This window comes from Mucilaginibacter sp. 320_HR, assembly GCF_059691875.1.
Genome location: NZ_JCAWAI010000001.1, coordinates 785,243 through 798,901, shown reverse-complemented (window position 1 = coordinate 798,901; position 13,659 = coordinate 785,243). Strand labels below are relative to the sequence as shown.

The 13,659-nt window shown below is 42.7% G+C and carries 12 protein-coding genes and 1 pseudogene; all 13 read left to right on the top strand.

Annotated elements, in window-relative coordinates; translation table 11 throughout:
- Positions 1-23 precede the first annotated feature (23 nt).
- The 13 genes and pseudogenes from AC59GT_RS03570 to AC59GT_RS03510 all read left to right on the top strand — a co-directional run bounded on the left by AC59GT_RS03570 (position 24) and on the right by AC59GT_RS03510 (position 13,657).
- On the top strand, positions 24-944 hold the full coding sequence (locus AC59GT_RS03570) for a hypothetical protein (protein WP_497236352.1): 921 nt from the start codon (positions 24-26) through the stop codon (positions 942-944).
- Positions 944-1,876: a glycosyltransferase family 2 protein gene (locus AC59GT_RS03565; RefSeq protein WP_497236351.1), complete on the top strand. Its 933-nt coding sequence runs from the start codon at positions 944-946 to the stop codon at positions 1,874-1,876. Before AC59GT_RS03570 ends, AC59GT_RS03565 begins: the two co-directional genes overlap by 1 nt.
- Positions 1,866-2,861 carry a glycosyltransferase gene (locus tag AC59GT_RS03560; protein WP_497236350.1) on the top strand — a complete coding sequence of 332 codons (996 nt, stop codon included), beginning with the start codon at positions 1,866-1,868 and terminating at the stop codon, positions 2,859-2,861. Before AC59GT_RS03565 ends, AC59GT_RS03560 begins: the two co-directional genes overlap by 11 nt.
- Positions 2,858-3,880: a glycosyltransferase family 4 protein gene (locus AC59GT_RS03555; RefSeq protein WP_497236349.1), complete on the top strand. Its 1,023-nt coding sequence runs from the start codon at positions 2,858-2,860 to the stop codon at positions 3,878-3,880. Before AC59GT_RS03560 ends, AC59GT_RS03555 begins: the two co-directional genes overlap by 4 nt.
- Entirely contained in the window at positions 3,873-5,111 is a 1,239-nt protein-coding gene (locus AC59GT_RS03550; RefSeq protein ID WP_497236348.1) for a glycosyltransferase, read from the top strand. Before AC59GT_RS03555 ends, AC59GT_RS03550 begins: the two co-directional genes overlap by 8 nt.
- Complete coding sequence (locus tag AC59GT_RS03545; RefSeq protein WP_497236347.1) at positions 5,095-6,123, top strand: acyltransferase family protein; 1,029 nt, start codon at positions 5,095-5,097, stop codon at positions 6,121-6,123. Before AC59GT_RS03550 ends, AC59GT_RS03545 begins: the two co-directional genes overlap by 17 nt.
- Positions 6,120-7,403 carry a glycosyltransferase gene (locus tag AC59GT_RS03540; protein ID WP_497236346.1) on the top strand — a complete coding sequence of 428 codons (1,284 nt, stop codon included), beginning with the start codon at positions 6,120-6,122 and terminating at the stop codon, positions 7,401-7,403. The genes AC59GT_RS03545 and AC59GT_RS03540 overlap by 4 nt, the downstream gene beginning before the upstream one ends.
- Positions 7,400-8,563 carry a glycosyltransferase family 4 protein gene (locus tag AC59GT_RS03535; protein WP_497236345.1) on the top strand — a complete coding sequence of 388 codons (1,164 nt, stop codon included), beginning with the start codon at positions 7,400-7,402 and terminating at the stop codon, positions 8,561-8,563. The genes AC59GT_RS03540 and AC59GT_RS03535 overlap by 4 nt, the downstream gene beginning before the upstream one ends.
- Positions 8,556-9,968, top strand: coding sequence for an exosortase Y-associated Wzy-like protein (locus AC59GT_RS03530; RefSeq protein ID WP_497236344.1), 1,413 nt, complete (start codon positions 8,556-8,558; stop codon positions 9,966-9,968). Before AC59GT_RS03535 ends, AC59GT_RS03530 begins: the two co-directional genes overlap by 8 nt.
- Positions 9,965-11,095 (top strand): XrtY-associated glycosyltransferase XYAG1, encoded by a 1,131-nt coding sequence (locus AC59GT_RS03525; protein WP_497236343.1) that lies wholly within the window; start codon positions 9,965-9,967, stop codon positions 11,093-11,095. The genes AC59GT_RS03530 and AC59GT_RS03525 overlap by 4 nt, the downstream gene beginning before the upstream one ends.
- Positions 11,092-11,712: a class I SAM-dependent methyltransferase gene (locus AC59GT_RS03520; protein ID WP_497236342.1), complete on the top strand. Its 621-nt coding sequence runs from the start codon at positions 11,092-11,094 to the stop codon at positions 11,710-11,712. The genes AC59GT_RS03525 and AC59GT_RS03520 overlap by 4 nt, the downstream gene beginning before the upstream one ends.
- Positions 11,709-13,128, top strand: a pseudogene (xrtY, locus tag AC59GT_RS03515) (exosortase Y). Before AC59GT_RS03520 ends, xrtY begins: the two are co-directional and overlap by 4 nt.
- The gene (locus AC59GT_RS03510; RefSeq protein WP_497236341.1) at positions 13,106-13,657 is read left to right on the top strand and encodes a WcaF family extracellular polysaccharide biosynthesis acetyltransferase; all 552 of its coding nucleotides are present in this window, start codon (positions 13,106-13,108) and stop codon (positions 13,655-13,657) included. The pseudogene xrtY and the gene AC59GT_RS03510 overlap by 23 nt, the downstream one beginning before the upstream one ends.
- The last annotated feature ends 2 nt before the right edge of the window (positions 13,658-13,659 follow it).

The window sequence follows — 13,659 nt, the reverse complement described above, 5'->3', positions numbered from 1 at the left end:
CCGGGAAACAGCTATATATAAATATGGCTGTAAACCTTGCACGGTCGTTCCGTTGGTGGAATAAGGATAATGGTATAGCGTTTTACCTGGTTACCGACATGGCAGATTATTTGCCGCCGGACGTAAAAAGCTTTGTAAATGTTATAAAGATTGCTTCATATGAGCTTGGTAAAGGATTTTCCCCTAAGCTGCATCTGGATAAAATAGCACCAATTGGAAGCACCTTGTTTATAGATAGCGATTGCCTGGTGTATGGCAATTTGCTGCCTTTATTTGCTCGCTTTAAAGATCGGAACGTTTCTGTCGTTGGGACGCCTATACAAGGAGGCGAATGGTTTGGTGACATTGCTTCAGTTTGCAAAAGATTTAACATCCGGCATTTGCCGAAATTTAACGGGGGCGTCTACTATCTGGAGCAGGGCGTAACGGCAGGTAAAGTTTATCAAACTGCACGCGAGCTGGAGCCGCAGTATGATGCTATAGGTTTTAAACGACTCCGCAACCGCCCTAATGACGAGGTGCTGATGGCGCTTGCTATGGAGCTGCATCAGCAACGGCCTGTTGTTGAAGATGGAACTATATTAGCAGAATTTGTAAATTATCAATCGGGTATACAGTCAGATGTTTTAACAGGCACAGCTGCCTTGTTCAATACGCCCGGCCACATAAACTATCAACCTAACTGGCCGTTAACCATTGCCCGCCCACTTATCGTTCACTTTCTTGGCCATCATAATCAAACGTTGCCCTACCTTAAAGAAGCTAAGCAATTGGAGTATGTTTTTAGCAACAATTATAGTGTAGTCAAAGCCAGATCATTTACCTTACTGAAGTTTACCGCACCGGCTGTACTAAAGAATACCTTAAAAAATATCCTGCGGCCGCTTTATCGTGCTATAGCGGGTACACGTAAAGTCCTCCCGTCTGAAAGGATAATTGAATAATGGTTAACGTAAGCATTATAATACCTACCTATAACCGCCTTTGGAGTCTGCCAAAAGCAATAAGTAGTTGTCGCGAGCAAGGCCCAACAACAGAGGTGATCGTAATAGACGATGGTAGTACCGATGGTACTTGGGAGTGGTTACAGCAGCAACAGGACCTTACACTGCTTCGCCAGGATAACCAGGGTAAGGACTGGGCTGTTAACAAAGCTTTCGCTCTCGCCAAAGGGAAATACGTTCGCTTTTTGGACTCAGACGACTGGCTGCTGCCTAGCTCTACAAAGGCGCTATTTGAAGCTGCAGAGCGGGGCGAACTTGATGTAACCTGTGCGGGTTATCAGGTATTTACAGAAGACGAACAGTTAATAAAAGAAATACAATGGACTGTTTGCGACGACTTTTTGGCGCAACAACTTGGCGAGTGCGACTCCTCGCACTATAGTGCTTATCTTTTCAGGAAGAGCTTTATAGAAGACATACCCCACCGGCAGGAATTTGCAGCGCTTGACGACCGGCAATTCATCATAGAAGTTGCACTAAAGCTGCCAAAAACCGGTTACGTACAGCAAAGTACGTTTGCTCACCGGGCTCATGGGCGGCAAAGGCTTCAAAATGCTTCGGGGTTGACAGAAGCTGCAAACCATTTGGCGCAACTGAATATCTATAAAAAATGCTTTGAAAAACTAGAGCAGGAAGGCAGGCTCACGCAGCGCTACAAAAGTGCAGCCAGCAACAAACTTTGGCACCTGGCGCATTGGATTGCTAAAACAGATATTAACACAGGCCGCGAAGTTTATAATTGGCTATACCAATTAAGTCCGGCTTTTGTTCCTGAAGAGAACAGAGGTATAGCGCGCATGTACAAGTTAATGGGCTTTGCAGCAACAGAACGGTTACTTACCATACGGCGCTTATTAACAAATGCCAGATAAGCCCTTAAATATTTTTTATGCAGAACCTGACCCAGACAGGTGGATCAGGTTTGACCGGTATCCAAGGCGATTTATTCGCAGGGTAGTCAGAGGAAAACAACGACCTGGCGGGGTGATGACCGTAGCGCTCAACCTCATGCAGGGATTGGACAAGATGAACGTACCCTATCGGTTTAATGATTACGGGTATATAAAAAAACATCCGGAGGAGATTGCCTGCATTATAGGCAAGCCGCACTTGTTATTTGAACGACAATGGAATAACCCGGTAATTTTAGGAGCAGGCATCTACTCCCATCCTATTGACAGGGCAAACCTTTTTTCTGAGTTTCCGAACGTTAAACGGTTCCTAGTACCAGGGGAGTGGATGCGGGAAATGTGCAAGGCATACTATGGTGATAAAGTCCTTGCCTGGCCAACAGGAATAGATACAGAAATATGGACCACAATACCAGGCGAAAAAACTATTGACTTCCTGATATATGATAAGGTAAGATGGGAACGAGAAAGGCTTGAACAGGAACTTATTAAACCGTTGGAACAAACGCTTACTAACAGAGGCCTCAAAACCGAGTACATTAGATATGGGAACTACACACACCATCAATTACAGGACAAACTCTCACGCGCGAAAGCAGTATTGTTTTTATGCGAGCACGAAACGCAAGGATTGGCTTACCAGCAAATAATAGCAACAAATACACCTATCCTTGCCTGGGACAGGGGTGGCTACTGGCAAGACCCGGAATACTACCCGGAAAGGGTGAAGTATCAGCCGGTAAGTTCCGTCCCTTATTGGGATGAACGGTGCGGTGAGAAATTTGCGGATATAAGTAAGTTCGAAGCTTCGCTGAATACTTTCTTACAAAACATTGATAGGTTTTCGCCAAGAAATTACGTGCTGGAGAATTTAACTTTAGAGATATGCGCGAAAAAGTATTTGCAGATAGTTGAGGACGTTTACAAAGAGTTGAACGCCGGATGAGAATTCTGTTAATAATGGACCCGGGCATACCCGTACCGCCAACGCTATATGGCGGGCACGAACGACTGGTATACCTTTTTGCCGAAGAGTACAACCGCTTAGGGCATGAAGTGACCTTATTAGCTGGGCTAGACTCTTACTGCAGCGGAACAACAGTGACATTTGGCACCAATGACCTGGAACGGTCTAACACTACAAAGAACAAGGAAATCGTATCTGTTTGGAAGTACCTGCATCACAACAAAAAAAACTTTGATTTGGTACATAATTTTGGCAGGCTGATCTATCTGTTGCCAATCCTCAACAGCAACTTAAAAAAGCTAATGACCTACGGGCGGCCCGTATCTCAAAAAGGCATTAAGCTGTTTACAACTCTGCCGAACCGTAATCTGTTATTTACCGCCTGCAGTAACTATTGTGTATCTACCGGTAACGTAGCAGGCAGCTGGAACACCGTTTACAATGCGATAGACTTTAGTCGCTACGAGGTAAATGATGTGCTTAATTTTAATAAGCCTTTAATGTTCCTGGGCAGGCTGGACAAGATTAAGGGAGTACACACAGCTATTGAGGTAGCAAAGGCAACAGGCAACAACCTCATCATTGCAGGTAACGTTTCGCACACGCCTGATAACCTCGCGTACTTTAAAACCCAGATAGAACCGCAGATCGACGGTGAACAAATACGGTATGTTGGCCCACTAAATGATAATCAGAAGAACGATTACCTGCGACAATCTAAAGCCCTTTTGTTTCCTATAGAATGGGACGAACCATTTGGCTTGGTAATGATAGAAGCGATGGCATGCGGCACGCCTGTGATTGCTTTTATGCGCGGCTCTGTACCCGAGGTAGTTCAGGATGGTGTTAACGGCTTTGTTGTACAGGATAAAGCGGAAATGGTAAAGAAGATATCAGAACTGGGGAAAATAGATCGGTTAAGGTGCCGCCAAAATGCAGAGAGCAGATTTGATGTTAAAGTGATAGCATCCGAATATCTTTCACTTGTTAATGGCTAAGAAAGTATTGTTGATCACATCGGGTCAACCTTCTCTAAATCCAAGGTTGGTTAAAGAGGCTGATGCCCTTACCGATGCAGGATACGATGTTACCGTGCTTTATGCGTATTGGAATAACTGGGGTACAGAACTCGACACCAAACTGCTGCCGCAAAAAAAATGGAACGCTATAGGGGTTGGAGGTGATCCTGTCGACAAACCATTAGCTTTTCTAAAAAGCCGTATGTTGTTCAAAGCGTCGAGGCTTATTGCTGAGAAAAGCGGTTATCAAATTATCTCCAGAAATGTTATCGCCCGCAGCTCTAAAGCGCTTGTTGATGAGGCTAAAAAACACCATGCAGATCTTTATATAGCGCACAATTTAGGTGCATTACCGGCAGCTGTTGAAGCTGCAAAGCGTTGTACCAAACCCTGCGGCTTCGACGCCGAAGACTTTCATAGGCATGAAACAAGCAATAATGTTGCTGATGCAGATGTAATCTTAAAAAGCTCGATTGAGGACAGGTATTTACCACAAGTGAATTATATCACGACCAGCAGCCCGCAAATAACAGAAGCTTACCGGAAAATATACCCGAACCTGGATCCGGTAACTATATTGAATGTCTTTCCAAAAACGGGCAATTCAATTAGGAAGCCTAAACAATCCAATGTTATAAAGCTATTCTGGTTCTCACAGACGATTGGCGATAACCGCGGAATAACTGATATTTTAGACGCACTAAAAACATTGCCCAACGAGCACTTCGAATTACATCTACTAGGAGATGTACCGGTCAACAGCGAACGATTTATAAGCTTAATTAAAGATAGCGGCATCAACGTTCAATTCCATTCAACGATGGACGCTGATAAACTTGCTGAATTTGCACAGCAATTTGATGTAGGACTGGCGTTAGAGCCCGCATTTTGCATTAATAACGATATTGCGTTAAGCAACAAGTTTTTCACTTATATGCAGGCAGGCCTCGCTGTAATTGCGAGTGACACAAAAGCGCAGCGTGCCTTCATGCAAGCTAATCCTGATCTGGGCGAGGTTTACCCCAAGGGAGATTATAAATCTCTTGCGGATATACTAAGCCGCTATTATCAAGATAGCGGCCGTCTTCACCTTCATAAAGTTACCTCTGCCAACCTTGCTGCCAACCGCTACAACTGGGAAATAGAAAGTAAAAAGTTTTTAAAGGCAGTTTCGACAACTATAAGCAACTTTAATGACGCTAGCAGATAAACGCTCCACTAAATGGTTTTACGGAGTAGACAGCATCCGCTTTGTGCTGGCCTTTATTGTAATGTTATCGCACTTTGATAATGTGTGGGCTGACAGTCTTAAGACCTCAGCCACACTTCCTGTTAAACTTGCAGGCGCCTTTCTCGCGAACGCTTTTGATGGCACATCTGCTGTAATAGCTTTCTTTATTATTTCAGGCTTTGTGATACATTATCCTTGCAAAAACGGGATAGCTCATGTAGGCCGCTTTTGGATTCGGCGTTTTATTAGAATAATTATTCCCTTAGCATTGATTTGTATAGCAGGATCAGCCTTCAATCGTCCGGAGAAGACAGTAACGTGGAGTTTGTATTGTGAGTTAATTTACTATTCAATCTACCCTGCCCTTCTGAGCATTAACTTAAGTTGGAAAAACAAATTCATGCTTTCGTGGCTGATTGCAGCAGTGTTCATCCTGGTAGCTGCTAGGCATGACGTCTTTGCATTGGTTAGGCAAACAGATACAGGTTATCATGGCTACTACTGGCAATTTGGAAACTATTTCACCTGGATAGTGGGCTTACCTTGCTGGCTGCTGGGGGCGTTGATAGCCGAGAATATAGATCAGGCAAAAGAAATTAAATTCTCGCGACTGCAAGCTTATCGTGCCTTTATTTTTCTCCTTAGTTGCTTTTGCAGCGTAGCTAAGTTCCATGCGCATTTAAGTTATATCATCTCCATGAATCTGTTTGCACTATTACTGTACAAGTGGATAAAAGCAGAGATATCTTACTACAAAAATCACTCACCTTATTCTTCTCTTGAGCGGATGGGGAAATTCTCATACTCATTATACTTGTGTCACCCGCTGGTTTTCTTGTTACTAAAACAATGGTTGATTTTAAATAACGCTACTTATATCCTCTTTGTGGTGCTAACAATAGCTGCCGCATACCTTTTTTATCTGGTGATAGAAAAACCATCTCATAAACTGGCCCGGCACATCAACCGGCTGCTATTCTCAACTGATTGAAACGCGTTCTTATTATCTCTCCTTACTTTCCCCCTTCCAACATGCCGGATATGCAGCGTGTAAGAATGAGCCTACTCTTTTTTAAAGAAAATGGCTGGGAGGCCGAGGTACTAACAACGGACCAGCAGCTGAGTGACGCCCCGAAAGACCCATTACTAGTAGAAAGTATACCCAAAGACATACTCGTACATACGGTTAAGGCATTAAACAAGAAGTGGACATCGAGAATAGGCTTTGGTAATATAGCTTATCGTTCCTGGTGGTTTTACAAACAAAAAGGGAATGATCTGCTAAAAGAGAAACAATTTGACCTGATATACTTTTCAACCACTCAGTTCTCGGTGTGTACCCTTGGTGCTTATTGGCGGCGGCGATTTGGTATACCGTACGTTATTGACATGCAAGATCCCTGGCATTCGGATTATTACCTTGATAAACCGAAACATAAACGCCCTCCCAAATACTGGCTATCCTATCGGATTAACAAGTGGCTGGAGTCCAAAGCTATGAAGCATGTTGGAGGATTGATAAGCGTCTCTCCGCAATATATCGCAGATCTAAAGGCAAGGTACCCAGAAATAAAAGATATTCCTTCTGCCGTTATTACGTTTGGTAGTTCCGACCAGGACATGGAGGTTGCAGAAAAACACGAAGATCACTTCCCCAAGCTACTTAATCCTGCTTATAAAAACGTTGTTTACATTGGCCGTGGTGGCAACGATATGCATAAAGCTATTAAGCCCTTTTTTGAATCAATTAAGAAAGGGCTTTCTCAGCTGCCAGAGGCATATAACAGACTGAGGTTGCACTTTATAGGTACCAGCTACGCCCCACAGGATACTGGTACCCCTACAATACTTCCGCTTGCGAAAGAGTACGGGTTAGAAGGGATAATTACTGAAGTAACAAACAGGATAAGCTATTATCACGCGTTAAGCACAATTAAGCAGGCCGATGCGCTCTTTGTTCCAGGTTCAGACGATGCTAAGTACACAGCATCTAAAATTTACCCATACTTACTTAGCAAAAAACCACTGCTTGCTATTTTCCACAGGCAGAGCCCGGCTATAAACACCTTAAAAGAGTTTGGCGCAGCAGATGTGCATAACTTTGACAATGAAGCACACTTACAGGAACATATAAGAAGATTTTTGATGTCTGTGTTAGAAGGCAAAGCTATCTTCCCGGTTTATAATGCTGCCGCTTTAGTGAGATACTCCGCGAAGGAACTTACACGGAAGCAGTGCGAACTTTTTGATAGCGTAATAGGATTTCAATGAGTATAAATCATCCGAAGAAGCTCGCTATAATAACAACGCACCCCATACAGTATTATGCGCCTGTATTCCGGTTATTGGCGCAGCAACTGGACCTGAAAGTATTTTATACCTGGGGAGAAGCTTCGGTAAGTAAACATGATCCTGGGTTTGGTAAAACCATCAAATGGGACATTGACCTTTTAGACGGATACAAATACGAATGGGTTCACAACTCAGCTGGTGACAAAGGTTCACACCACTATAAAGGCATAAAGAATCCCTCTCTTATAACAGAACTGGAACAATGGCAGCCTGATGCAATTTTGGTTTACGGTTGGGCATACCACAGCCACTTACGTGTTATCCGGTATTTTGCAAAAAAAATCAAACTCCTGTTCCGTGGGGACTCTACCTTACTTGATGATAGTAACGGTGTAAAAAGCCATCTTAAAGCTGTCTTTCTAAGATGGGTTTACAACCATATTGATATTGCTGTGTATCCCGGCCAAAATACAAAGCATTACTTTAAGAAGTATGGTATTAAAGATCATCGCCTTGTTTTTGCTCCACATGCTGTAGAAAACAGCAGGTTTGCAGAAGACAGGTCCACTGACGCCGCGGCTATTAGGGCCGGAATACAGATCGACAATGAAAATCTCTTAATGTTATTCGCCGGAAAGTTTGAGAAGAAAAAAGACCCTTTGCTGCTGTTGAAAGCTTTTCAACAGCTTAGCCAACCCAATATAAACCTGTTATTTGTTGGGAACGGTCCATTAGAACAGCAATTAAAACAACACGCTGATGGGTCGGCTAATATCCACTTTCTTAACTTTCAAAATCAATCGGTAATGCCGGCAGTGTACCAGGCTTGTGATCTATTCTGCCTGCCATCGCTAGGGCCGGCGGAGACTTGGGGATTAGCCGTTAATGAAGCCATGGCTTGTTCTAAAGCCATTATTGCTTCGGATAAAACCGGGTGCGCGCCCGACCTGGTTGTAAATGGTCGCAATGGCTTTATATTTAAAGCCGGCGATGTTACTTCATTACTCGAAAAGTTAAATTTGGCGGTTGAACAAGGCAAAAAGGGATTAACAAGTATGGGAAAGGTGTCGAATGAAATGATAATACCCTGGAATTTTGAGGTACAGGCTGAAGTGATTGTAAAACAGGTAAATGGTTAATCGTACCGCAAATCCTATCGAGCGGTATATTGTATTATATATACCATGGCTGTTATCGTTGCTTTTTGCTAATGATGCCATAGTATCGTACTTTATTGCCTGGTTGGGTTCGTTCTTTATATTTTTTATATGCTACTCCGGATATATTAAGCCAATACCAACCGACAGGAGCATTGGCGAGCAACTAATGCGACCGATTTTCCTCGTTCAAATTGTATTTGTGGGCTATATGGCGTGCAGTTCCATCTTTTACTTTCTGAACTTGCTTGGGGTTAACGATCTCTCTGGCCAGGGCATATACTTTACTGTCGATAAGGAAAAGCTTGCGCTCACGGCTAAATGCCAGCAGTACTATGCACTGGGTCATGCGGCTTTGGCTTCGGGTATGATACTGTTCATGAACTACGACTTTAAACCCCAATACAGGACTGATAGAAACAAACTTGCCAACGTTATCTTTCAGATAGCAGTAATCTCGCTTCCCATTTCTATATTGTCTATCCGCATCCCAGGGCTGAGCCAATTCTATTTTCAGTTTAGTTCGCTGAGCTTTATAGCGGGTACATTAGCCCTTGCTTTTGCTATTCCATTAAAAAAAGCAGCAACTATATTTTTTAGTCTGCTGCTATACATTTCTAACTTTTACCAGGCGCTAACCTCCGGTTTCAAAGAACCGATCATTATAAGTGTTTTAGTATTAGGCATATTTCTCTATCCCAATTACAAGAAAATTGTAACAGTTGTGTTCGGGCCGGCACTATTGTTACTCTTTATCTTTTTACCCACTTATAACCACGTTTTCCGTGAGAATGCCTGGGGAGATAACGTCGACTCTGACGAAGCTTACAAACTAGCATTGGACGCAACAATAAACGGTGATGAGGAAGAAGATAACTCGACCTGGGGTTTCCTGGTATTCAGGTTAAGCGAAGTAGATATGTTTACAACGTACCTGCAATCCACACCGGCAAATGTAGGATACTATGGCTTTACGCTTGTAAAGCAATCGGCAGTGGCAATAGTGCCCCGTATAATTTGGCCCGGCAAACCTATTACAGAAGATTGGGTAATGGAGCGCGTTTACAATGCTGGTGTTGTAAAACGAGGTTCTACCGTATCTGCCAAGCCCGCCTATATTGTTGATGGTTACCTATCATGGGGTATCCCGGGGGTTTTTGTTTCGCTATTTATTTTTGGTGCGCTGGCACAGTTAATCTCTGTTAAAGCTGAACAGCTTTTTGGTGGATATATATTGGGGACGGCACTTATATACAGCGGCTTATTCCAAATATTCTGGCGCGGACTAAGCTTTGAATTTTTAGTAAATTCTGTTTTTTGGAGCTATGTTACCATGCTGATGGTGCATAAAATACTGCTGAAGAAACGCATCCTGGAGAAGATTTGAAGATACTGCACATAACACCTGCCTATAAGCCTGCCTACGTGTATGGTGGCCCAACAATGTCAGTAGCAATGTTGTGCGAAGAGCTTACAAAAACAGGTGTTTTTGTAGACGTTTTTACTACTACCGCCAACGGCAACACCGAACTTCATGTTACTCCAAACGTACGGCAAAACGTAGACGGAGTTAACGTGACCTACTTTAAACGTATTACTAAAGACCACACCCATTTTTCGCCTGCTTTATTAAAGCACTTGAATGAACGAGTCGGGAACTATGACGTGGTTCATATTCATGCCTGGTGGAACCTTGTTTCCGTTCTTTCCTGTTTTGTTGCTATAAAGAACGGCGTTCCAGTTGTAATCTCGCCAAGAGGTATGTTGAGCTCGTACTCATTTAGTAACGGTATTAAAGGTATTAAGTCAATTTTACATAATAGCATAGGTAAAAGGCTGCTCAGTAAAAGCCACATTCATGCAACATCTGATTATGAAGCGGCGGGCATTAGAAAGTTAATCAATACAGATCGCATACATACATTACCAAACTTTGTAAAGCTATCTCAATCTGAAAACAAAACCAGTGAAACGCGAACTAACGAGTTAAAGATTCTCTTCTTTTCACGCATTGATGAAAAGAAAGGGTTGAACATTTTATTGGAATCGTTAAAAAACCTTACGCTACCTTTTCAATTAATCATTGCCGGTGATGGCAATCCGGTTTACATTGAAAAACTTAAACAGCTAAGTACAGCCATTCAAGACAAAATCAGTTGGGTTGGGTTTATAAAGGAAGATAAGTTTAATTTGATTGCAAAGCACGATCTCCTGGTATTGCCTTCACACGACGAGAACTTTGCCAATGTTGTAGTAGAGAGTTTGAGTGTAGGGACCGCTGTTTTGTTGAGCGAAAATGTAGGGCTTGCCAATTACGTCCTCGACAACAACTTTGGATGGGTATGCAAAACTACCCCATCATCAATTAAAGAAAGCATATTAAATGTAGCGGCTAATAAAGCGTTATTAGAAGACATCAGGACAACAGCACCAACCAGGATAAAACAAGACTTTACCGGGGAACCATTAACAAAACAATATATCGATCTTTACCAGCACGTTATTAACAGATGAGCGACTACAAAGATTACGGCTTTCAGGCAAATACCATTACGCATAACCTCAGGTATATGCTTAAACCACTGCTCGGTATGCTTGACAAAGGTAAGAACCAGTGCATTTTAGATCTGGGCTGCGGCAACGGCTACCTTGTAAATCATCTGGTATCATTAGGGTACAACGCATACGGAATAGATGCCTCACAAGAAGGCATCGCTATTGCCAAACAGTCAAACCCGGACCGCTTTTTTGTGCAAGACCTATCCAGCAATGAGTTGCCTAAAGAATTACAGGGTATTCACTTTGACACAGTGATATCTACAGAAGTAATAGAGCACTTGTATGACCCGGATGCATTTGTAGACTTTTGCAGGCAACAACTTAGCCCGGGAGGTGAGCTCATCATTTCAACGCCGTACCACGGCTATTTAAAAAATCTTCTTCTTAGCGTCACTAACAGTTGGGACAAACATCAAAACCCACGCTGGCTGGGCGGGCACATAAAGATGTGGTCGGTAAAAACGTTAACCGGTTTGCTTGTTGATCAGGGTTTCATTGTGACCAACTTTGCTGGCTGTGGCCGAATACCTTATGTTTGGAAAAGCATGATCATTAAAGCGCGGTTAAATTGAATACGGAGTTTTCCTTTATCATTCTTACCTACAACGAGCAAGTCCATCTCCCGAGATTGCTGGCTTCAATGCAAGAGCTAAATGCAGAAATTTTCGTACTAGACTCCTTTAGCGCTGATAATACGGTAGAAATAGCCAAAGCTGCCGGAGCTACTGTATTGCAGCACCACTTCGAAAATCACCCTAAGCAATGGCATCACGCGTTAACCAACTTTAAAGTAGTTACGCCATGGGTAATCTGCCTCGACGCAGATCAGGTAATTACAGCCGAGCTAAAGCAGCTACTGCTCAGCTTCAGAGATTCAGATCATGCCCATGTTAATGGCATTTACTTCAACCGAAAAAACTTCTTTAAGGGGAGGTGGATAAAACATGGCGGCTACTATCCTTTTTACCTGCTTAAAATGTTTCGCTTCGGTTTTGGTTATTCAGACCTGAATGAGAATATGGATCACCGGTTTATTGTACCTGGAAACACCATAATCTGGAAGAAAGGTCACATTCTGGAAGAAAACTTAAAAGAGAACAACATCCGCTTTTGGATAGAAAAGCACAACCGATACAGCGACCTGCTTGCCTTGGAGGAAACAGAGAGAAGACAGGGACTGCGGATGCAAACCGTACGACCAAAATTTTGGGGCATACCAGACGAACGCACAGCCTGGCTTAAATTACGCTGGTGGCACATGCCGTTGTACCTTAGGCCGGCAGTCTACCTTTTCTTCCGCTTGATCTTGAAATTGGGGATATTAGATGGTCGCACAGGTATCATTTTCCATTTTATGCAGGCGTTCTGGTTTCGCCTGGTAGTAGATATCAAGATAGATGAACTAACAAAGCGAGTAGATAATGCAAATAGGAATAAAAAATAATGTAGCTGTTAAGTTTGGCATTACTTTCCTTGTATTATTTGTGCTGTTCTATTATGCCAATATTTTCTTCTTTGGCCTTACTACCCGTCACAACAACTACAGCGTTATCTTAACCGAGCATTTAAATTATATAGCCTGGTTAAGGCATGCTTTGCTAACCAGTTCTGCTACAGTACTAAACTGGCTTGGCTATTCATCGGTTGCAAGCGATACCCAATTATTGGTAGCCGGACATGGACGTATAGAAATGGTATATACCTGCCTTGGGCTAGGCGTAATGAGCTTTTTCGCAGCTTTTGTAATTGCTTACCCAAAAAAAATTAAAGCTAAATTAATCTTCCTATTTACAGGACTACTATCCATACAAATCTTAAATGTTTTCAGATTAATGCTGCTGGCTTTATTCTGGACAAAATCTAAGAACCGCATTATAGATCACCACGTTATCTTCGATGTAGTGATTTATATACTGATCTCTGTGGCCTTATACCATTGGATAAATAACAAAGCAACAAACACCAATGGGCACCACCAAACTGTCTGAATATAATAACGCTCCGTACCATCCGGGTGGTAGCGCAATTAAACGTTTGCTCTGGTTTTACGTCAATGCTATTGTGTTTAAAACAAGTTTACTCCCCATTAACGCAATTAAGGTGGCTTTATTGAAGTTGTTTGGAGCAAAATTAGGCAGCAGGGTTGTTATTAAGCCTTGCGTAAATATTAAATACCCATGGCACCTTATTGTAGGTAACGATACCTGGATAGGGGAAGGGGTTTGGATAGATAACCTGGTGCCTGTAACTATGTGCAGCAATGTTTGCATTTCGCAGGGAGCCATTTTGCAAACAGGTAGTCACAATTACAAACAGCGCACATTTGCCCTGATTACAGGCAATATCGTGTTGGCTGATGGTGTTTGGATAGGTTGCTGTGCCATAATTAACCAGGGAATAACTGTAGGATCGCACGCGGTGTTAACCGCAGGGTCTGTAGCAACAAAAAATTTAGATGCTTATGGTATTTACCAGGGCAACCCGGCAGTAAAAGTGCGGGAGAGAACTATTGAATAACT

Excerpts from the sequence above, each read along its gene's own strand:
- AC59GT_RS03570 (WP_497236352.1), top strand. The coding sequence starts at position 24 with ATGGCTGTAAACCTTGCACGGTCGTTCCGTTGGTGGAATAAGGATAAT.
- AC59GT_RS03565 (WP_497236351.1), top strand. The coding sequence starts at position 944 with ATGGTTAACGTAAGCATTATAATACCTACCTATAACCGCCTTTGGAGT.
- AC59GT_RS03560 (WP_497236350.1), top strand. The coding sequence starts at position 1,866 with ATGCCAGATAAGCCCTTAAATATTTTTTATGCAGAACCTGACCCAGAC.
- AC59GT_RS03555 (WP_497236349.1), top strand. The coding sequence starts at position 2,858 with ATGAGAATTCTGTTAATAATGGACCCGGGCATACCCGTACCGCCAACG.
- AC59GT_RS03550 (WP_497236348.1), top strand. The coding sequence starts at position 3,873 with ATGGCTAAGAAAGTATTGTTGATCACATCGGGTCAACCTTCTCTAAAT.
- AC59GT_RS03545 (WP_497236347.1), top strand. The coding sequence starts at position 5,095 with ATGACGCTAGCAGATAAACGCTCCACTAAATGGTTTTACGGAGTAGAC.
- AC59GT_RS03535 (WP_497236345.1), top strand. The coding sequence starts at position 7,400 with ATGAGTATAAATCATCCGAAGAAGCTCGCTATAATAACAACGCACCCC.
- AC59GT_RS03530 (WP_497236344.1), top strand. The coding sequence starts at position 8,556 with ATGGTTAATCGTACCGCAAATCCTATCGAGCGGTATATTGTATTATAT.
- AC59GT_RS03520 (WP_497236342.1), top strand. The coding sequence starts at position 11,092 with ATGAGCGACTACAAAGATTACGGCTTTCAGGCAAATACCATTACGCAT.
- AC59GT_RS03510 (WP_497236341.1), top strand. The coding sequence starts at position 13,106 with ATGGGCACCACCAAACTGTCTGAATATAATAACGCTCCGTACCATCCG.